This window comes from Paraburkholderia kirstenboschensis, assembly GCF_904848585.1.
In the GTDB taxonomy this organism is placed as follows: Bacteria; Pseudomonadota; Gammaproteobacteria; order Burkholderiales; family Burkholderiaceae; genus Paraburkholderia; species Paraburkholderia kirstenboschensis.
The window spans coordinates 181045-202000 of sequence record NZ_CAJHCR010000009.1; the positions used below are offsets into that span (position 1 = coordinate 181045).

16 protein-coding genes and 1 riboswitch are annotated in these 20956 nt (G+C 65.0%); of the genes, 8 read left to right on the forward strand and 8 right to left on the reverse strand.

What is annotated here, in order from left to right:
• Window positions 1–6 precede the first annotated feature (6 nt).
• Genes JMY24_RS22755 through cbiE form a run of 3 tightly spaced genes read right to left on the reverse strand, consistent with a single transcriptional unit; the run spans window position 7 to window position 3079 of the window.
• Window positions 7–729 carry a cobalt-precorrin-6A reductase gene (locus JMY24_RS22755; protein WP_128596910.1) on the reverse strand — a complete coding sequence of 241 codons (723 nt, stop codon included), beginning with the start codon at window positions 727–729 and terminating at the stop codon, window positions 7–9.
• Window positions 726–1814 carry a cobalt-precorrin-5B (C(1))-methyltransferase gene (locus tag JMY24_RS22760; protein ID WP_201702952.1) on the reverse strand — a complete coding sequence of 363 codons (1089 nt, stop codon included), beginning with the start codon at window positions 1812–1814 and terminating at the stop codon, window positions 726–728. The genes JMY24_RS22755 and JMY24_RS22760 overlap by 4 nt, the downstream gene beginning before the upstream one ends.
• 5 nt (window positions 1815–1819) lie before the next feature.
• A complete protein-coding gene (gene cbiE, locus JMY24_RS22765; protein WP_201702986.1) occupies window positions 1820–3079 on the reverse strand; it encodes a precorrin-6y C5,15-methyltransferase (decarboxylating) subunit CbiE in 1260 nt (419 codons plus the stop codon).
• An 83-nt stretch (window positions 3080–3162) separates the two neighbouring features.
• Window positions 3163–3350: riboswitch (cobalamin riboswitch) on the forward strand.
• A gap of 82 nt (window positions 3351–3432) precedes the next feature.
• On the opposite strand from cbiE, the gene JMY24_RS22770 reads away from it, so the two are divergent.
• The 4 genes from JMY24_RS22770 to cobJ are packed head-to-tail and all read left to right on the forward strand — an operon-like array spanning window position 3433 to window position 8123.
• Window positions 3433–4992, forward strand: coding sequence for an oxidoreductase (locus tag JMY24_RS22770; protein ID WP_328809251.1), 1560 nt, complete (start codon window positions 3433–3435; stop codon window positions 4990–4992).
• A gap of 9 nt (window positions 4993–5001) precedes the next feature.
• A complete protein-coding gene (locus JMY24_RS22775) occupies window positions 5002–5628 on the forward strand; it encodes a precorrin-8X methylmutase (RefSeq protein WP_128596914.1) in 627 nt (208 codons plus the stop codon).
• Window positions 5629–6369: a precorrin-2 C(20)-methyltransferase gene (locus JMY24_RS22780; RefSeq protein WP_128588580.1), complete on the forward strand. Its 741-nt coding sequence runs from the start codon at window positions 5629–5631 to the stop codon at window positions 6367–6369.
• Entirely contained in the window at window positions 6366–8123 is a 1758-nt protein-coding gene (gene cobJ, locus JMY24_RS22785) for a precorrin-3B C(17)-methyltransferase (RefSeq protein WP_201702988.1), read from the forward strand. Before JMY24_RS22780 ends, cobJ begins: the two co-directional genes overlap by 4 nt.
• Before the next feature lie 36 nt (window positions 8124–8159).
• On the opposite strand, the gene JMY24_RS22790 is transcribed toward cobJ, so the two are convergent.
• Window positions 8160–10784, reverse strand: coding sequence for an AAA family ATPase (locus tag JMY24_RS22790; protein WP_128596915.1), 2625 nt, complete (start codon window positions 10782–10784; stop codon window positions 8160–8162).
• Entirely contained in the window at window positions 10781–11923 is a 1143-nt protein-coding gene (locus JMY24_RS22795; protein ID WP_128596916.1) for a metallophosphoesterase family protein, read from the reverse strand. The genes JMY24_RS22790 and JMY24_RS22795 overlap by 4 nt, the downstream gene beginning before the upstream one ends.
• A gap of 236 nt (window positions 11924–12159) precedes the next feature.
• Here JMY24_RS22795 and JMY24_RS22800 point away from each other — a divergent pair, with 236 nt between their 5' ends.
• From JMY24_RS22800 to JMY24_RS22815, 4 genes are all read left to right on the forward strand, one after another.
• Complete coding sequence (locus JMY24_RS22800) at window positions 12160–13440, forward strand: DUF445 domain-containing protein (RefSeq protein WP_128596917.1); 1281 nt, start codon at window positions 12160–12162, stop codon at window positions 13438–13440.
• A gap of 164 nt (window positions 13441–13604) precedes the next feature.
• The gene (locus JMY24_RS22805; protein WP_201702956.1) at window positions 13605–15554 is read left to right on the forward strand and encodes an AI-2E family transporter; all 1950 of its coding nucleotides are present in this window, start codon (window positions 13605–13607) and stop codon (window positions 15552–15554) included.
• A 193-nt stretch (window positions 15555–15747) separates the two neighbouring features.
• On the forward strand, window positions 15748–17520 hold the full coding sequence (locus tag JMY24_RS22810) for an FAD-dependent oxidoreductase (RefSeq protein ID WP_128596918.1): 1773 nt from the start codon (window positions 15748–15750) through the stop codon (window positions 17518–17520).
• The gene (locus tag JMY24_RS22815; protein ID WP_128596919.1) at window positions 17517–17717 is read left to right on the forward strand and encodes a hypothetical protein; all 201 of its coding nucleotides are present in this window, start codon (window positions 17517–17519) and stop codon (window positions 17715–17717) included. The genes JMY24_RS22810 and JMY24_RS22815 overlap by 4 nt, the downstream gene beginning before the upstream one ends.
• Window positions 17718–17810: 93 nt before the next feature.
• On the opposite strand, the gene JMY24_RS22820 is transcribed toward JMY24_RS22815, so the two are convergent.
• Genes JMY24_RS22820 through JMY24_RS22830 form a run of 3 tightly spaced genes read right to left on the reverse strand, consistent with a single transcriptional unit; the run spans window position 17811 to window position 20831 of the window.
• Window positions 17811–18785: a 2-dehydropantoate 2-reductase gene (locus tag JMY24_RS22820; RefSeq protein WP_128596920.1), complete on the reverse strand. Its 975-nt coding sequence runs from the start codon at window positions 18783–18785 to the stop codon at window positions 17811–17813.
• Between the two features lie 4 nt (window positions 18786–18789).
• Complete coding sequence (locus tag JMY24_RS22825) at window positions 18790–19581, reverse strand: class II aldolase/adducin family protein (RefSeq protein ID WP_128596921.1); 792 nt, start codon at window positions 19579–19581, stop codon at window positions 18790–18792.
• A gap of 50 nt (window positions 19582–19631) precedes the next feature.
• Window positions 19632–20831, reverse strand: coding sequence for an amino acid aminotransferase (locus JMY24_RS22830; protein ID WP_128596922.1), 1200 nt, complete (start codon window positions 20829–20831; stop codon window positions 19632–19634).
• Window positions 20832–20956 lie beyond the last annotated feature (125 nt).

The following is a 20956-nucleotide window of genomic DNA, read 5'->3' on the forward strand; positions in this document are numbered from 1 at the left end:
GACGACTCAGACTGACAGATGCAGCGCTTCGAGCAACTCCGCCACGCTTTCGAATTCACGATCCGCCGCGGGCAATGACGGCCGACGCAGCATCACGACAGGCAAGCGGCGCTCACGTGCGACTTCGAGCTTGGCCTCAGTCGCGCTGCCACCGCTATTTTTGCTGACCACCACGTCGACGCGTTGCAGCGCGAACAGCGCACGCTCGCCTTCGAGCGTAAACGGTCCGCGCGCCGCGAGTATGCGGGAGCGTTCCGTGTCTGCGTGCGAGTCGAGACAGCGCACGAGCCAGAATTGATGCGCGGGGATCTCGTCGAGATGCGAGAGCGGTTCGCGTCCGAGCGTGAAGAGGGGTCGCCTGAATGGCGCGAGCGCCGTTGTGAGTTCGTCCCAGCCGTCGACCATGCGCCAGTCGTCGCCGGCGCGCGGCTGCCACGCCGGTCGACGCAGTGCCCAGCACGGCACCCGCGCGTGACGAGCCGCCTTCACTGCGTTCGCGCTGATCTGCGCCGCGTAAGGATGCGTCGCATCGATCACGAGGCCGATGTCTTCATCTGCGATGTATCGCGCCAGGCCGTCGCTGCCGCCAAAGCCGCCGACGCGCACGCTGCATGGCAGATCGTCGGGCACCTTGCCGAGTCCCGCGAGACTGTACACGTCGCGGGAAGTGAGCTGCCGGGCGATCCGCAACGCGTCGCCGGTGCCGCCGAGCAGCAGGACTCTCGTCATCGCGCGACTCCGATCAGCTTGCCCGCGCGGTCGATCGCAAACATTTCCACGTTCACCTGCGGCGGCACGATTTCGCGTGCGACGGCAAGCGCGTGCGCGCAGACGATATCGCCGAGCGGCACCTGCTCCGCATGCGCCAGCGCGACCGCTTGCTGACTCGTATTGGCCGCGCGGATTGCGGATTGCAACGCGTCGTTCGCGCCCTGTTCGGCGGCCCATGCGGCGAGCCGTTGCAGATCGATGCTCGAGTTGCGGCTATGCAGATCGAGATGGCCCGCCGCGAGCTTGCTCAGCTTGCCGAAGCCGCCGCAAATACTCAGGCGTTCGACCGGCGCGCGCTTCATATGCTTGAGCACCGCGCCGACGAAGTCGCCCATTTCGATCAGCGCAATGTCGGGTAAGCCGTAGTGCGAGCGCATCGCGTCTTCGCTGGCATTGCCTGTGCACGCGGCAAGATGCGTGTAGCCGTTAGCGCGCGCAACGTCGATGCCCTGATGAATCGACGCAATATAAGCCGAGCACGAAAACGGCCGTACGATGCCGGTCGTGCCCAATATCGACAGGCCGCCCACAATTCCGAGCCGCGGGTTCATCGTCTTGAGCGCAAGCGCTTCGCCGTCTTCAACGCCAATGGTCACTTCGAAGCCGCCGCCATATGCATGCTCGCTGGCGAGTTCTGCAAGATGCTCGCTCATCATTTTGCGCGGCACCGGGTTGATCGCCGGCTCGCCGACGGCGAGCGTCAGCCCCGCGCGCGTCACCGTGCCCACGCCCGGCCCGGCTCGGAACACAACGCCTGGCTCGGGGACCAGACGCACGCGCGCGAACACCACAGCGCCGTGCGTGACGTCGGGATCGTCGCCGGCATCCTTGATCGTGCCGGCTTCGGCGCCGTCATCGGTCAGCCGGCAGAAGACGAGCGGCATCGGCACATGCTGGCCTTTGGGCAACACGATCTCGGCCACCTCGCTAACCACACCCGCGAGCAGCAGACGCGCCGCCGCCAGCGACGTCGCGGTTGCGCAACTGCCGGTCGTGTAGCCGCTGCGCAGCGGCGCGGGTTGTTCGGGCGTTTCGTCGCGCATTAGCGTCACGTCGGTGAAGCAGCATTGGGGTAGTCAACAACACTATCGGCACCATCGGCAGCGCAACGCTTCACCACGTCGAACAAGGTGATCGGCAGCGCCTGCCGCCACGTATCGAATGCACCGAGCGGTTGAGCGTCCGAAAGCGCGATTCGCGTGAGCGTGCCGCCATGTTTGTCGCGCCATGCCGCGAGCGCCGCCTCGCCTTGCAACGTGACCGCGTTCGCAACCAGCCGGCCGCCGTCACGCAAATTTTCCCAGCACGTTTCGAGCACGCCCGGCACCGTCACGCCGCCGCCGATAAATACCGCGTCCGGCGCGGCCAACCCTTCGAGCGCTTGCGGCGCGCGGCCCGCCACGAGCTGCAGTCCAGGCACGCCCAACGCATCGCGATTGTGCTCGATGAAGCGCTGACGCTCCGCGTGCCCTTCGATCGCGATCGCCCGGCAAGTCGGATGCGCGCGCATCCATTCGATACCGATCGAGCCGCTGCCCGCACCCACGTCCCACAGCAATTCGCCGGGCGTCGGCGCGAGTCGCGCGAGCGTGATCGCTCGCACATCGCGTTTGGTGAGCTGGCCGTCGTGACGAAACGCGTCGTCGGGCAAGCCGCAGGTGAGCGGCAGACGCGGCGCGCCTTCGGTGGCGCGGCATTCGAGCGCGACCAGGTTCAGCGCGGCGGCATCGCCCGCGGACCATTGATCCGCGCGGCCGTCGATGCGCCGCTCGTCGTCGCCGCCAAGATGTTCGAGCACGGTCATCCGCGTTGCGCCGAAACCGCGCGCGTTCAGCAGTTCGGCGAGCGCGGCGGGTGTGCGCCCGTCCGCGCTGAGCACGAACACGCGTGCGCCGTCGTGCAAACAAGCGTTCAACGTGGGCAGCGGCCGCCCGACCAGCGACACGGTGGCCACGTCCTGCAGCGGCCAGCCGAGCCGCGCAGCCGCGAGCGATAACGACGACGGCGCGGGCAACACCCGCAGTTCGTTGGCCGGCAACTGCCTGGCCAGCGTCGCGCCGACGCCGAACAGCATCGGATCGCCGCTCGCCAGCACGCACACGGAGCCGCCGCGCTCGGCGAGGAGCGGCGCCAGATCGAATGGGCGCGGCCACTCGGCGCGGCGCGCGGCCAGCCGCGCGGGCAACATCGACAAATGACGTTCGCCGCCATAAATCACCGACGCTTCGAGCAACGCACGCCGCGCGGGCCGCCCCAAACCGGCGAAGCCGTCATCGCCTATGCCCACCACCGTCAGCCACGCCGACATGCGCCCTTCCTCATTTTGTATCTCAAACAATGCACTGCGCCATGCCGGTCAAAGCGTCCAGCCTCGTTGTGCTATCCGAAAAAAGGCATAATACAGCCGCCGGTGCCCTTCGGGGCCTAACAGGGAACACAGCGGGAGCATTACTGCTGTGGCTGCCCCCGCAACTGTATGCAGCGAGTCCGCCTGCGCTTGGCGCCACTGGTTCAACCGGGAAGGCCGCGGCGGACGACGACCTGCCAGCCAGGAGACCTGCCGGCGAGACTGTTCGTGCCAGCCAACATCGGGCGGGGTGTACCGATGCCGCAGCAATGCCGCTTGATCGCTTGCTCGGGCCGCCGCGCGACGCTAACCCGGTGTCCGTCTTGAATCCAGCTTCGCCCTCCACTGTCTTGCCTGACGCGGCATCTGCGCTGCGGCCCTCGGCGTGTCCGGGCCTGCTGCGGATCGTCCCCGCGCGCGACGGCGGCATCTGCCGGATCAAGCTGCCTGGCGGCGAGTTGAGCGCGGCTCAGGCCGAGGCGATCGCAAATGCGAGCGCGCAGCATGCGGCGGGCGTGATCGAACTGACGAATCGCGCGAATCTGCAGTTGCGCGGCGTTCGTGCCGGACATGAAGCTGCGCTTGTCGCCGCGCTGCTCGATGCGGGGCTCGGACCGAGCGCTGCAAGCGGCTCTGCAGGAATGGGCGGTGCACCGTCGACCGATTCCGCCGCAGACGATCACGATGGCAATCGAAACGCGCAAGCACTCAAAGCATCCGCTGCTGACGACGTGCGCAACGTCATGATCAGCCCGACTGCCGGACGCGACCCGTCCGCACTGTTCGACACCAGACCTCTGTGCACGGCGCTTCTCACGCTGCTGCAAAGCGAAGTGCGTTTCGCGGCGCTATCGCCGAAATTCGCGTTGTTGCTCGACGGCGGCGAGCGGCTCGCAAGAGTGGACCACCCGCATGACGTGTGGCTCGCGGCGGCGCAAGATTCTGCCGGTGACGTGCGCTTCGTATTTGGGCTCGCAGGCTGCCCGACCGTTGATGCAAGCGCGAGCGCAAACACACACATCGGCGGGAACTCGACATCGCCGTCACCATCATCAGGCAAAGCTGCGGGCTCGTCTGAAAAACCGCATGCGGACCCGACAGGCGCCTTGGCCTCGGTACTGCCCTCGCAAGTTCCGGCGCTCGTTCGCGCGCTGCTGCATACATTCCTCGATCTTGCGGCTGCCGATGCCACGCGTATGCGCCATCTGCTCGCCACGCATTCGGCGGACGCGATATTGCAGCATGCACAAACGTACGTGGATTTTCCATTGACACGCGACGTGACGCTCGCCGGCTGGCGCCGCAGCACGACCGCCGATGCCTCGCTGCGCCTCGGCGCACACGCGCAACGCGTCGCAGATACGTGGCATGCCGGCGGTCAGCCGCCGCTCGGCCGCATCGACGCGGCCACGCTGCACGGTCTTGCCGCACTCGCGCAACACCATGGCGACGGCACGCTGCGCATCACGCCGTGGCAGAGCGTGCTGCTGCCCGATATCCGAACGCACGCAGTGCCCGCGGTGCTTGCCGCGCTGAACGCGCTGGGCCTCGCATGCGATTCCGCCGATGCCATGACACGCCTGATCGCGTGCGCCGGTTCCACTGGCTGCGCGAAAAGCCTCACGGACACCAAAGCCGATGCATTGGCTCTCGCGAAGCGCCTGTCCGCCGGCGTCGACGTGCACTTAAGCGGTTGCATGCGCTCATGTGCTGCGGCGCATTGCGCGCCGTTCACGCTGCTCGCCGCTGCGCCCGGCATCTACGACCTCTTCCGACGCGACCAGGGCCCCGGCTTCGGTCAATGCGTCGCGCGCCAACTGACAATCGAACAGGCCGCCGATACGCTCGCGCGCCTTGTCCGAAGCGACACATGAGTGACACCGATGCTTGATTACATTCGCGACGGTCAGGAGATCTATCGCCAATCTTTCGCGACGATCCGCGCCGAAGCCGACCTGTCGCGCATTCCCGCCGACCTCGAAAAACTCGCGGTGCGCGTGATCCACGCGTGCGGGATGGTCGATGTGATCGACGATCTCGCGTTCTCCGGGAATGCCGGCACAGCAGGCCGCACGGCGCTCGCGCAAGGCGCGCCGATTCTCTGCGACGCCGGCATGGTCGCGCAAGGCATCACGCGCGCGCGGTTGCCGGCGAACAACGACGTGATCTGCACGCTCACGCATGAGCGAGTGCCCGCGCTCGCTCGCGAACTCGGCAATACGCGCTCGGCCGCCGCGCTCGAATTGTGGCGACCGCATCTGGCCGGCAGCGTCGTCGTGATCGGCAACGCGCCGACTGCCCTCTTTCATCTGCTCGATATGCTCGACGCAGGCGCGCCGAAGCCCGCGCTGATTCTGGGCTTTCCGGTCGGCTTTGTCGGCGCGGCGGAATCGAAAGCGATGCTCGCCGCGAACAGCCGCGGCGTGCCGTATGTCGTCGTGCATGGCCGACGCGGCGGCAGTGCGATGGCTGCGGCCGCTGTCAACGCGCTGGCAACGGAGGTCGAATAAATGACAGCGCAACAACGTGCAGGGCGTCTGTATGGGCTCGGCGTCGGTCCCGGAGATCCGGAGCTCATCACGCTGAAGGCACTGCGTCTGCTCAAGGCGGCGGCCGTGGTCGCCTACTTCGTGGCGAAGGGCAAGAAGGGCAACGCGTTCAGCATCATCGAAGCGCATTTGCACGATGCGCAGCAGCAACTGCCGCTCGTGTATCCCGTCACGACTGAAGCGCTGGAGCCGCCGCTGTCGTATGAAGCGATCATCGCCGACTTCTACGACACCGCGGCGGAAATAGTCGGGGCACATCTCGATGCTGGGCGCGACGTCGCCGTGATCTGCGAAGGCGATCCGTTCTTCTACGGCTCGTACATGTATCTGCACGACCGGCTCGCGGCGCGCTATGAGAGCGAAGTGGTGCCCGGCGTCTGCTCGATGCTCGGCGGCGCGGCCGTGCTCGGTGCGCCGCTCGTCTATCGCAACCAGAGCCTGTCGGTGCTCTCGGGCGTGCTGCCGGAAGACGAACTGCGCCGCCGTCTCGCGGATGCAGACGCCGCTGTAGTGATGAAACTCGGGCGCAATTTCGACAAGGTGCGGCGCGTGCTCGGCGAACTCGGGCTCGCGCACCGCGCGCTGTACGTCGAGCGCGCGACGATGGGTAACCAGCGTATCGTCCCGCTCGCCGAAGTGGATCCGATGGCGTCGCCGTATTTTTCGCTGCTCGTCGTGCCGGGGGAAAAATGGCAAGGATGATGCCGCCCGCCATCGTCATTCTCGGCGCGGGCGCGTTGGATACCGCGCGGCGCATTCAGACGCTGTATGCGGATTCGCAGGTGCATGCGCTGCAAAGCCGTGCCGAAGCCGATGTCGCGTACACCGAACTTAGCTCGCATCTGCGCGACCTGTATGCACGGGGCACGCCGATTGTCGCGCTGTGCGCGGCCGGCATCGTGATTCGCTGCGTGGCGCCGCTGCTGTCGAACAAGGGCGCCGAGCCGCCGGTGCTTGCCGTCGCTGAAGACGGCAGCGCGGTCGTGCCGTTGCTCGGCGGCCTCGCCGGCGTCAACGTGATGGCGCGCGAAATTGCCGCCGCGCTTGCTGTAGCGCCTGCAATCACCACGAGTGGCGAGTTGCGCTTCGGCACCTGTGTGCTCAATCCACCGGATGGTTATGCGCTCGCCGATATCGGCCAGGGCAAGCGTTTCGTGTCGGACCTGCTCGCTGGCGAAAGCACGCGCATAGAGGGCGAGGCGCCGTGGCTCGACCACGCGCAACTGCCGCGCTCGCCATCGGCGCGGCTTGCGATTCGCGTCACGCCTCGCGCATGGAATGGACGCGAGGACGAGCTCGTGATTCATCCTCGCAGTGTCGTCGCGGCGGTGGTGCCGGGGGCGGTGGCTTCAACGCCCGCACAAGCAGACAGCCCGGCAACGTCAACCGCAAGCAAGAACGCCGCCGCCGAAATCGCGGCTCGCGTGCACGCTTCACTCGACGCCCACGGCCTCGCTCCTCTTTCGCTTGCGGCATTGCTTGCGTCGTCGGAACACATGGCAGAACCGGCGCTCGCCGAAGCCGCGGCGGCGTTGAATGTGCCGCTGCGTTTCACCGAAGCCAATGCAGGAAACAGCAACTCACCGGCGAGCCTCCTGCGCGCCGCACTGCGCATTCCATACGAGATCCTGCACGACGATCGTGAGCAAGGCATCGCCCTCGCTCTATCGCCGTTGGCGGTCGATCCCGACACGATAGGACGGGCGCGCGGCCGGCTGACGGTAATCGGCCTCGGCCCCGGCAGCGCGGAACTGATGGTGCCCGCGGCGCGCACGGCGCTCGACCAGGCCACCGATATTCTCGGCTACGAAACCTACGTGAAAATGGCCGGCCCGCTGCGCGCCGGCCAACGCGTACATGGAACCGATAACCGCGAGGAGATGCAGCGCGCCCGCCATGCGTTCGAACTCGCGAGCGCGGGACGGTCAGTTGTGATGGTGTCGTCCGGCGACCCCGGCGTGTTCGCGATGGCCGCGGCCGTGCTCGAAGCGCTCGACGCCTCTGAGAACAGCGCATGGGCCGCTGTCGAGCTCAGCATCGTGCCGGGTGTATCGGCGGCAATGGCTACCGCCGCGCAAGCCGGCGCGCCGCTCGGCCACGACTTCTGCATGCTGTCGCTGTCGGATAATCTGAAGCCCTGGAGCATCATCGAAAAACGCTTGCGACATGCCGCGCAAGCGGACCTCGTCATGGCGTTCTACAACCCGATCTCGCGCGCACGTCCGTGGCAACTCGATAAGGCGCTCGATATCGTTCGTGAATATCGCACGGCGCACACGCAGGTCGTGCTCGGCCGTGACATTGGCAGACCGGGTGCAACGCTGCGCACGGTAACGCTGGGCGAACTGCGTTCCGCGGATGTCGATATGCGCACCATGCTGATCGTGGGCTCCTCCACCACGCGCCGCTTCACCAGGGGCGCGCATTGGGTCTACACGCCGCGCTGGTACGAGTAAGCGTCAACGGAAAAACGAGTAAGCGTCAACGGATAATCACGCCGCGGCCTTCATATCGTCGATGGCGCGCTGCCTCACGCCCAGGTCGTCCCATAGTTCCGGATGACAGGTGAACACCAGAATCTGATGCCGCGTGGCGGCGTCGATCAGCGCCCGCTTGATCGCGTCCCGCCGTGCAGCGTCGGTATGCACGGCTGCATCGTCGAGCATCAGCAACGTGGGCCGGCCGGACGCCTTCAGCAGATCGGCATACGCGAGCCGCGTAAGAATGCCGAGTTGCTCGCGCGTGCCGAAGCTCAGTGCTTCGAGTGTATCGGCGCGACCATAGCGATCGAGCGTCGCGGGACTCAGATCGTCGCCGAGCGCGATGGTCGACTGCGGAAAGACCCGCTTCAGATAATGGCCGAGCCGTTCAGTCAACGGCGCGCGCAATTGCGCGACCGCCGCATCGCGTTCCGCGACGAGCACTTCGTCGAGCAGACTCAACGCGCCGGCGCGCAAGCTCAGTTCGTCCTTGCGGCGCGTGGCCTGCTCCACTTTCGCGTCGAGCGCTGCAAGACGCTCACCGAGCCCCGACGCGCCCACTGTCTCCAACTGGCTGCGCAAACGCGTGATGCTGACCTGCCGCTCGTGCTGGTCCTGACGCGCAAGTTCCGCCGACGCGCGATAGCGCTTCGCCTCGGCCGCCGGGTCGTCCAGACGCACGGCTTCGAGTTCGCGCTCCCGTGCTTCGCGCTGTTTCGTCAGCGCCTCGACCTGCACGCGTTGTTCGACGATCTTCGCCTGCCACTGCGCGCGGTTGCGGCAGAACGCTGCATCGCTCAATTGCGCTTCCTTGCGCTGCAATTGAAGCGCGAGCGATTCGGCCGTCGCAATGCCGGTGGAACGCTTCTCGGTTGCCTCGTTCAGCATCTTGCGGGCGCTCTCCAGCGTGGAGGCCGCGATTTCGGCGCTGCGCCGCGCTTCGTCGAGCGGCAGCGCGGCGGAAACGTCGGGCAAACTCGTCAAACGCTCGTTGGCAGCCTGCAAGCGTGCGGCGGCCGAAGCCAACGCGGCTCGCAGCGCGTCGATGCCCTGCGGTGCGTACGCTTCGAGCACCTTCGCGTAACTCTTCTGCTGCGCGACGAGCGCCTTCCACTGTTCGTGCCTCGATTCGGCTTCGGCATACGAAGCCACGCCGAGCGCTTGCAACAACTGCGCATGCTGCGCTTCGAGCGCGGCGAGTTCCGACAATCGCGCGGGCAGATCCGACACGCCCGGAATCACGCGCAATTCGCCAAGCTCGCCGAGGCCGATCCGCTTTTCTTCGTCCACACGCAATACGCCCGCGCCGCTGATGGGCTCATCGCCCACCGTAATCGCGCCGCTCAACCGGTATTCGATGCGCGTCATCGCCGCTTCGGTGCGCGCACGCAACACGGTCAGCGACGCATCGAGCGCAGCGAGGCGCTTGAGCTTCGCCTCGTCGATTTCAAGCGCGGCTGCGGCGCGCGCGGCTTCTACGAGCGCTTCGTTGGCTTCGCTCGCGGCGGCAATGGCCGCTTCGAGCCGTTCCAGTTCCGCGCGATAAAGACCGATCTGGTTGCGCAGATCCGCGGCACTCACCGCCGCATTCGCCAGTTCGAGCGCGCTGTTTGCATCGGTAAAAGCCTGCTCCAGCTGCGCGACGCGGCTTGCCGCCTGTGCATATTCCGTCTCGACCGTCGCCACGTTCGCGCGTGCCGTGTCGAGTTGCTGACGCTCGCGCGCCACCGCCGTTTCCAGTTCCACCGCAGCCTGTTCGTGCTGCAACGGCAGCGCGAGTTCAGCCTCGCTGACTTTCAACGCCTGCGCGAGCCCCTGAACGCTGCGCTCCAGTTCCGCAGCCGCATCGGCGCGCTGTTGCGCCAGCACGGCCTTCTGCTCGTGAAGCTCCCAAGGCCGCTTGCGTTCGGTTTCTTCGAAGGCCTGCTGCTGCGCGGCAAGTCGTGCGATGTTTTCATCGAACTGTTCGCGTTGCCGGTTCAGATCGTCACGCTCCGCGATCAGCGCGGCGAGCGCGGCTTCGGCTTCCGCGAGCGGCCCCGTGGATTTCTGCGTGCGCGCGGTCAGCAGTTGCCGAAGCTCGCGTTGCACGGCGGCGATCAACGCATCTTCGCCCGCCGATTCGCGGCTACCGGACAATTGCGACAACGCATCGCGCAGATACTGCGCCGCGTGACCGGTCGAGTCACGCATGTCATGCGTGCCGCCCTGCTGCACCCACAGCAGACCGGGAACGCCCGCGTTTTCCGCCTTCAACGGCCCGCGCGCGGCACGCGAAAAACCGAGCAATGCGGCAAGCTTGTCTTCCGCCTCGTCTTCACCGAATACGGCCTGGCCGATCTTCAACTCACAGCGCTGACGCGTGACGAACTGCTTCGACAGGCGGCATGCGACGCCGTCGAGATCGAAGCTCACTTCGACCGACGGCTGCCCGCTCGCCTTGCCCCAAGGCAGCAATTCCTTCAGATGCGAGGCCTTGTAGCGTTCGAGAAACACCGCACGCACGGCCTCGGCAATCGTGCTCTTGCCGGCCTCGTTCGGTCCCACGAAAAGATTGAGACCGGGCTGCAGGTCGTCGATAAAAAGACGTCCGGTGAACTGTTTGAATTCCTGTATCGCGATACTCTGAAGCTTCATGCGGACCTCGCCTCACGCGGCAATTCACGTTGAAAGCGCGCCAGCAGCAATAAAGCCTCTGCCGCGCGCTTGACCTGTTGCGGGTCGGACTGCGGGTCCTCCTGCATGCCGCGCAAACGCGCGACGACTTTGGCCAGATAGCCGCTTTGCGCGCCGAGTTCGGCGAGATCCTCGGTAGTAGGCAGCACTTGCAAACCGCTCAGATCGACACGCAATGCACGCACGCGCGCGCGGGTTTCTTCGACGGCGACATGAAGCGCTTCGGCGTCGGCCAGCGCGGCCGTGCCGCTCACCGAGACGCGCAGCACGTCGCTGCCGCCCAACGCGGCGAGGCGCGCCTTCAGCGAGTCGACATCGGTCGGCACGGAAATCGTTTCGTCCCAGCGATGCCACTGATATTGACCGACCCGCACCGCGTCGACCAAGGGTTGCGCGCCGGGCTCGCTCAGCGTGACGTCGAGCATGAAGCCGGGATCGTTCGCGCGAAAACGGTCCTGCTCGTGCGTGCCGGCGTACCAGGTGCGCTCGTCGACACGAAAGTGGCCGTGCCAGTCGCCGAGCGCCAGATAGTCGAGGCGCGCGCTCGCGGCGCGCGTCGGCGAAATCGGGTTCGACGAGTCGATGCCTTCCTGCAGAATGCCGCTCACGCTGCCATGCGCGAGCCCCACACGGAGATAACCCGGCGGCGTCTCGGCGGTATCGAAGAAGCCGGTGGTGTCGTCGTAAGTAATGCGCTGCGTGAGCGGCGCGCACAGCACCGCGCAACGGCATGCGTCGAGCAACACGACGCCGGGCGCGAGCACCAGGCGCACGTTCGGCGGCACGCAATTCAGGCGCTGTGCACGCGTCCAGACGCTTTCCACGAGCGCCGCGTCGTGATTGCCAGGCAGCATGATCCATGGGCCCGTGAAGGCTTGCATCGCGGCGAAGAGGCGGCGGATTACCGTGTCGGACACCGTCTGCAGGTCGAACACGTCGCCCGCCACCAGCACCGCGTCGACCTTGCGCGCGGCTGCTTCGTCGGCGATGCGGCGCACGGTGTCGAAGCGCGCCTGTGCGAGGTGCGCTGCCTCGTCCGGCTCGAACTGGCCGAACTGCGTGCCGATCTGCCAGTCCGCCGTATGCAGAAACCTGATCACTGTGCCTCCATTGCGTTCAAATACATTGCCGCGTGGCGCACGCTGCTCGGGTCGCCGCCGCGGTTCAACCTTGAATGTTACCGCGCCGGCGGGGCAAAAAGAGACCGATGCGGCCGGATCGCGCTCAAGCGGCGCCATTCCGCGCTGTGCGGCATCATTCAGCAAGACTCGACAAGCCTCACACAACGCGGCGCACGGCGCTAAACTCGCGTTTCCCGACCCTGGCTCTCTCGCCGATGAACAAAGCACTCGAACTGAAGAAGGCCAAACGCACGCCGTTGCTGCTCCTCGCCGCGGCGGCCTGCGTTTTCGTCATCACGGCATTGATGCCGCGCGGCGTCTGGATCGACGGTATCAAGGCGGTGGCCGAAGCCGCTATGGTCGGCGCGCTCGCCGACTGGTTCGCAGTCGCCGCGCTGTTCAGGCGCGTGCCGATTCCGATGGTATCGGCGCACACGGCGATCATTCCGCGCAACAAGCACAAGATTGCCGACAACCTTGCCGTGTTCGTGCAGGACAAGTTCCTCGACGTGCCGTCGCTCGTCGGCCTGATCAAGAAACATGATCCGGCACAGAGCATCACGCGCTGGCTGACCGAGCCCGCCAACACCGCGCGCCTCGGCGATTACGTGGTGAAACTGACGAGCGGCATTCTCGATCTGACCGACGACGTGCGCATCCAGGTGTTCATCAAGGACGCGTTGCGCGATGTGCTTGCGAAGGTCGACCTCTCGCAGTCGATGGGCGCGATTCTCGACACGCTCACCAAAGACGGCCGCCACCAGGAACTGCTCGACGCCGGCATCGAACAGGTCGTCGCACTGCTGCGCGAACCGCAGGCGCGCGAGTTCATCGCGGAACGTATTGTCGATTGGGTAAAGAGCGAGTATCCGAAGATGGAGAAGATCCTGCCCTCTGCGTGGCTCGGTGAGAAAGGCGCCGAAGCTATCGCGAACGCGGTCAACCGGATGCTCGAACAGATCAGCGAAAACCCCACGCACCAGTTGCGCCAGAAGTTCGACGACGCCGCGCACAAGCTGATCGTGAAGCTTAAAAGCGATCCGGTCTTTCTGCAAAAAGGCGAGGAATTCAAGCGTTATCTGGTGGAAGGCGAAGCGCTCGCCTCGTATGTGAAGGACATGTGGGGCGAACTGCGCGCGTGGCTCAAACGCGATCTGCAAAGCAGCGACTCGGCATTGCATGCGCGAGTCGTCGCAGCGGGTCAATGGGTGGGCCGCGAGCTCGCAAACGATCCGGCGCTGCGCCAGTCGCTCAACGATCACCTCGAAGAAGCGGCACGCGCAATGGCGCCCGAGTTCGCGCAATTCCTCACACGGCATATCAGCGACACCGTGAAGAACTGGGACCCGCATGAGATGTCACGGCAGATCGAATTGAACATCGGCAAGGACCTGCAATATATCCGCATCAACGGGACCGTGGTCGGCGGCTTCATCGGCTTGCTGCTATACGGAAGCTCGCTAGTATTCGACTTGCTGCGCATGCATATCGGATGAGCGGCCCATTGTGGCAAAGCGCGACGCAAAGCGCCTACAATCCGGGCATATGGTTTGCTTAGCCGCAGTGGCCCATACGGCACCATGCCGCCGCCGCATTTACCGCGCGCGAGACTAGAAGCGATCGCGGAAGCGGCCGCGCCACTCAAACGGACAGTGTGCTCATGAAAATATCCTTACCGCCGCATGGGCGGTCGAACCGCGTTTATCCGCCCGCCGCTCCGAGTTTGCATGGTCTTGCATCGGTGATTACCGGCGTGGTCGTGGTTTGCGGGCTTTACTTCGGCCGCGCGGTGCTGATTCCGATCACGCTCTCCGTGCTACTCAGTTTTTTGCTCGCGCCGCTCGTGCAGATGTTGCGGCGGCTGCATATGGGACAGTTGCCGTCCATTTTTATCGCGGTGCTGTTCGCGTTGGCCGCACTGCTCGCCGTGGGGGCGCTGATCGGCGCGCAGCTCGTGCAACTGGCGGGCGACCTGCCGCAGTACCAGGTCGCGATCGAACGGAAGATCGAGACAGTGCAGGAGAAAACGATCGGCCGCGCCGATTCGCTGATGAGCCGCGCGGCCGCCACGCTGCAACGTGTTGCGCCTTCAAAGCCGCCGCCGCGCCCTACCGGCCGCGCGGCGCGCAATGCGCCCGCCGTGCCCACGCCTGTCGAAGTCCACGAGCCTTCGCCCACGCCGTTGCAACTCGCGCAGCGTGCGCTTTCGCCAGCCATCGCGCCGATTGAAACCACCTTCATCGTGCTGGTGGTGACGATCTTCATTCTGCTGCAGCGTGAGGATCTGCGCGACCGGCTGATCAGTCTCTTCGGCTCGCGCGACCTGCATCGCACGACGACCGCGATCAACGACGCCGCCGTGCGCCTGAGCCGCTATTTCGTCGCGCAACTCGGCGTGAACCTGAGCGCGGGCGGCGTGATTGCGATTGGTCTTGCGATCATCGGCGTGCCCGGCGCGCTGCTGTTCGGCGTGATAGCAGCGCTGCTGCGCTTCGTGCCATATATCGGCATCTGGATCGCGGCGATTCTCGCGGTGTTTCTCGCCGCGGCGATCCAGCCGCAATGGACGATGGCGGTCTACACACTGATTCTCTTTATCGTCGTGGACGTGGTGGCTGGGCAGATCGCGGAGCCGCTGCTGTATGGACACCGTTCGGGGCTGTCGCCGCTCGCGGTCGTCGTCGCGGCTATTTTCTGGAGCTGGCTGTGGGGGCCGGTCGGCCTCGTACTGTCCACGCCGCTCACGCTGTGCGTCGTGACGCTTGGGCGCTACGCCGATCGTCTGAACTTTCTCACGGTGCTGCTCGGCGACCAGCCGGCGCTCACGCCCGCGCAGAACTTCTATCAGCGGCTTCTCGCCGACGATCCGCATGAGGCGATCGTGCAGGCAGAGCGCCTTTTGCGCGAGATGTCGCTGATCGACTACTACGACACCGTCGCGCTCGAAGGGCTCAAGCTCGCACGCAACGACGCGATGCGCGGCGTGCTGATGCCCGACCAGTTGACGCGCGTGAACGAAGCGCTGGTGGATATCGTCGAAAATCTGGAAATCGCCGATGGTTTGCCGGATCGGCTGATCCGCGCCGAGTCTCCAGAGGCGCTCCTCGCTGCTTCGTCAGCGGATCTTTCCGAGCGGCACGACAGTCCGACCCGAGCGCATTCTTCGGCACATAGCGACAGCGAAAAACCGGCGGTGCTTTGCGTGCCGGGACGCGGCGCGTTCGACGAAGTCACGACAGCCATCGCGGTGCAACTGCTCGGCCGCCTCGGTTTCGCGCCGATCATGGCGACGCACTCGGGCTACCGCAGCGCGCACGCCGACGAGCCGAGCTACAAGAGTGCGCCGATCATCTGCATCGTTACGCTCGACGCTCCCGAATCGCCGCCGTATTTGCGCAATATGCTTCGACGCACACGCGAATGGCGGCCGAGAGCGGCGGTCGTGGTCGGCGTCGGCGGCACTGCGGAAAACAGGCATGAGACAAGCGTGGGCGCGACTGCCGCTTCACATTCGGCGCCGACCTTCCGCGCAATGATCGAGGAATGCCAGGTGGCCGCGTCGTCGCTGCACACGCGTCAGCATTCGCACGTCGCGGGCGGCGCAGATTGAGCGCCGCTATGGACCAACCGCGCGCCGACTTGGCGCTAATCAAAACGTGGCGGGCCTGTACCCAAAATGAGGACAGGCGCGCGTAAGCTCTCCTCCATACTTCGCTTACCGCTTTTTTTCGTATCGCCCCGCGTCCAGAAAAACTCAATGCTGCGGCGCACGTGAAAACGCGGCGAAAATCGAGGAGACATGCATGACGCGCAGTTTCAAACCCTACCCCTTTGCGCCGCGCCACTACGAGGGTGCGGTGCCCCCGCTCATCGACGGACACGATCCCGTGCGGCGGCCCGTGGCGATAGTCGGCGGCGGGCCGGTCGGCATGACGCTCGCGCTTGCTCTTGCCCGGCAAGGCGTGCGCTCCGTGCTGATCGAGGCCGACGACAGCGTATGCACCGGCAGCCGCGCCATCTGCATCTCACGGCGCAGTCTGGAGATACTCAAGCGCCTTGGCGCCGTGCAGGGCTTCCTGCAAAAAGGTCTGCCGTGGACGGGAGGCCGTAGCTTCTATCGCGACGCAGAAGTGTTCCGCTTCACGATGCATCAGGACGAAGAGCAATCGTTGCCGCCGATGATCAACATCGCGCAATATCAGATCGAACAGTTCCTGCTCGACGAACTGGAGCGACACGCGGATCTCATCGACATCCGCTGGCAAACTCGTGTGACCGGCATCGAGCAATCCGATGGTTCCGACGCTCAACGCGGCGCAACACTCGCGCTGCGCACCGGCGACACCGCGTGGCGCATGCACGCCGATTGGGTCGTCGCGTGCGACGGCGGGCGCAGCACCGTACGGGAAGCGCTCGGTCTGAAGCTCACCGGCACCACGTACGAAGGCCGCTATGTGATCGTCGATATTGCGTTGCGCAGCGAGCGCGCGACCGAACGCCTCGCCTATTTCGATCCGCCGTCGAATCCGGGGTCCACGGTGCTCGTGCACAAACAGCCAGACGACGTATGGCGCATCGACTACCAGCTTCGCGACGACGAAGATCCACAAGCGGCCGTCGAGCCGGACAACGTCATTCCACGCGTTCAGAGCGTGCTCGACGCAATGGGCGAACGAGGCGAATGGTCGCCGATCTGGATTACTGTCTACAAGGCAAACGCGTTGACGCTGGAGCGTTATCGCCACGGCTCGGTACTGTTCGCCGGCGACGCGGCGCATCTTGTGCCGATCTTCGGTGTGCGCGGCGCGAATTCGGGCATTGACGACGCCGACAATCTCGGCTGGAAACTCGGCTGTGTGGTCAACGGCATTGCATCGCCCGATCTGCTCGACAGTTATAGCGACGAGCGCGTGTTCGCCGCGCGTGAGAACCTGAGCTACGGGATGAAAAGCACGGAGTTCATGGCGCCGCCCACGTTCGGCTTCGAGTTGATGAGAACGGCCGTGCTCGGGCTTGCCGAACATCATGCCGCCGTGCGGCCGCTGATCAATCCGCGCCAAACGCACCCGATCGCGTATGTGGAGTCGCCGCTCAATCGCGTTGCAGCGGACTGCGCGCAAGCAGTCGGCGCAGTGCGCGCGGCGAGCCAATTTGCCAGCGGTCCCGCACCGGGCAGCGTATTGCCGGAGTGCAGGCTGAAGCGCATCAGCGACGGCAAGACGACCGATATACACGTTACCGATCTGCTGACACCCTGCTTCACAGCGCTGCGCTTCGGCACGGACTCATCGCAAGATGCCGAGTGGCAGCGCATACAGGACGATCTGGCGAGTCGTGCGATTCCATTCAAAACGATCACCGTAGTCGACACGAACGTCAACGTGAGCGGAGACAGCACAGCCGCTATCGATCACACCGGCCGGCTGCATCAAATGCTCGACGCAACACCGGGCACGGTCTATCTGATCCGCCCGGATGGCCACGTGCTCGCCCGTTGGCGCAATGGCAGCGCAACCGCGACACACAGCGCGCTGATCGCCACACTGAACATTCGGAACAAGGAGAGTCTGTCATGACCGATAGCGACCTCGATCGCATCTACACGACGCTTTGCCAAACGATCACGGCCGAAGGTGAAGCGCAGGCTCCGCTCTATCTCGCCCGCCTCGCGCTGCTCTGCATGACCGAACTCGATGACACGCAACGCGCTTTGTCTCTGATCGAGGCGGCTCGACTGCCTTCGCCCGGGGCAGTCACGGCGACGGCTGCATAGCTTGAAAAGAGCACGACGAACCCGGCGCAAAAAAGCCGCCGCGAGTTAACCAGCGGCGGCTTTCTTCAGCGAAGCATTACTGCTACACCGGATTCAGTACAAACCCAGCGTACTCGCATGCAAACGCGCGAGACCGAGCAGCGCGTCCGTGTATGGCGTTTGAACACCGGTCAGTTGTCCGAGTTCGCGCACCGCGCTCACGAGTGCGTCCAGTTCCACGGGCTTGCGCGCCTGCACGTCCTGCAGCATCGACGTTTTCATTGCACCGAGTTTGAGCGTGACCGCATGCCGGTCCTGCGGCGCCTGATCGATCGGAATGCCGAAGCGCGCGCCGATCTCCTTCGCTTCGAGCATGACGCTCGTGACGAAGTTGCGCACCAGCTCGTCGCTGAGAATGCGGTCGGTGGTCGCGCCGGTCATTGCGCTGATGGGGTTCATCGTCATATTGCCCCACAGCTTGTACCAGACATCGCGCTGGATCTGCTCCGACATCGACGCATTGAAACCGGCGGCGACCAGCGCTTCGGTCAGCGCCTTGACGCGTTCGCTGGGCCGCCCGGCAGCCTCGCCGACGATCAACCCATTGCCTTGATGATGCCGGATCACGCCAGGCGCTTCGACGAGGCAGCTCGCATGCACCACGCAGCCCACCGTCTGCTCGCCCGGAATCGCCTCGGCGATAGCGCCGTCGGGATCGACGGACTTGAGCCGCTTGCCGGCGAAGTCGCCGCCGAGCCCGTCGCAGAACCACCATGGCACGCCGTTCATCGCCGTGAGCACGATGGTTTGCGGCCCGAGCAGCGGCGCGATATGCGCGGCCACCGACGCCATGGCAGGACCCTTGACCGCCACCACCACGAGATCCTGAACGCCGAGTTCCGCTGGATCTTCAACCGCTCTCACGCGAACAGCCCGCGTCTCGCCGCCTTCGATCAAACGCAAGCCGTGCTCGCGCAAAGCGGCGAGCGTCGCGCCGCGCGCCACCACGCCGATATCGTGGCCTGCTTGCGCGAGCTTCACGCCCATCCATCCGCCAATCGCGCCTGCGCCGTAAATCACTGCTTTCATTGATTCAGTCCTTGTAACTCGCGTCGATGCGTTCGACGCGCCGCACCAGCGCATCGTACACATCCTGCCCCGCGCCGTGACGCGGATCGAACTGGAGCGCGTCGCGCGAACAGCGGATCGCCACTTCTTCCGGGACCGGCCGCGCCTTGCCCATCGAGAACGTCGCCATCTGAATCTCGCACGCGCGGTTCAGTGTCCAGAGAATCGCAAAAGTCTGCGGCAACGTGCGGCCCCACGCAAGCAGTCCGTGGTTGCGCAGAATCACTGCCTGCCTGTTGCCGATATGTTCGACGAGCCGCGGCCCTTCTTCCGCATGCACGGTGATGCCCTCGAAATCGTGATACGCGATGCGATCGTGCAACTGCGCGCTGTAAAAATTGGTCTGCTGCAAGCCGTCTTCGAGGCACGCCACCGCGACGCCCGCCGTGGTGTGTGTGTGCATCACACAATGCGCGTCGGGCACGCCTTCGTGGATCGCCGCATGCACGACGAAACCGGCCGGATTGACCGGATAACGCGAGTCGTCCAGCACGCGGCCCTGGGCGTCGATCTTCACGAGATTGCTCGCCGTGACTTCGCTGTAGTGCAAGCCGAAAGGATTGATCAGGAACTGGCGTTCGCCGCCGCTCACGCTCGCCGGCACGCGCAACGTGATGTGGTTGTAGATCATCTCCGTCCAGCCGAGCATGTCGAAAATGCGGTAGCACGCAGCCAGTTGAACGCGCGACTGCCATTCGTCCGGGTGCATGTCGGTACTCTTCGGCGCACTCGCCGCTGGCATATCAAGTGTCGTCATCGATCTCTCCATGGGTATCTGCTGGCTGCGCGCGGTGCTTATCGCCGCCGTTATGCGCCGGACACGACGGCCGCGATGGACGACGCCACGTAGTCCGCATTGCGCGCATTCAAGCCAGCCACGCACATGCGGCCCGAACGCAGTACGTACACCGCGTGTTCGTTGCGAAGACGCTCGACCTGGCTTACGGTCAAGCCCGTATAGGTGAACATGCCGCGCTGCGCCACGTACCGCGCACGCATCACTTCATCGACGCGGCCAGCGAGTCCCGCGTGGATCGTGCCGCGCATCGCAAGAATGCGTTCGCGCATGGTGGCCAGTTCCGCTTCCCACGAAGCGCGTAACGACATATCGGACAGCACGTTCGCGACGAGGCGCGCGCCGTGCGTCGGCGGATTGCTGTAGTTCGCACGCACGGCGGACATCAACTGACCGAGCACACGGCTCGCTTCGTCGGCGCTCTTGCAGACCACGCTCAGTGCGCCGCACCGCTCGCCGTACAGCGAAAAATTCTTCGAGAACGAATTGGCTGCGATCAGCGGTATGTCGGCCTCGGCCAGCATGCGAACACAGGCGGCGTCTTCTTCGAGGCCCGCGCCAAAGCCCTGGTAAGCCATATCGACGAACGCGATCAACTTGCCACGTTGCAATACCGGCACGAGCTCGGCCCATTGCTCGACGCTGAGATCGACGCCAGTGGGGTTGTGGCAGCACGCATGCAGCAAGACAATGCTGCGCTCGGGCAAACGGCCGATGGTGTCGATCATATCGGCGAAACGCAGGCCGCCGGTCTGTTCGTCGTAATACGGATAAGTGTTGACGGTTAGACCCGCGCCCTCGAATACGACGCGGTGATTCTCCCAACTCGGGTCGCTGATCCACATTTGCGAACCCGGAAAATAGCGCCGCAGAAAATCGGCGCCGACCTTGAGCGCGCCGGAGCCGCCTATGGTCTGCAACGTCGCGATGCGGCCCGCGGCGCGCGCTTCGCTGTCCGCGCCGAACACGAGCGCCTGTGCGGTGTCGCGATAGAGCGGCAAGCCGGCCATCGGCAGATAGGAACGCGGGCCGATTGCGTCGAGCAACGCGGTTTCCGCGCGGCGCACCGCGTCCATGACGGGCAGCTTGCCCGCGTCGTCGAAATAGATGCCGATGCTCAGGTTGACTTTGTTCTCGCGTGGATCGAGCTGGAAGTCTTCGTTGAGGCTCAGAATCGGATCGCCGGGATAAGCGGGGATATCTTCGAACATGGCATTTCCTTGAAGGAGCCCTGAGGTGATGCCGACATTGCGTCGACGGCCGGGCGACACTGAAAGTCTAAGCGTCTTTTTGTGCTCCCGTCGATTGGGACAAGTGTCGATCAACGCGCCTCGAT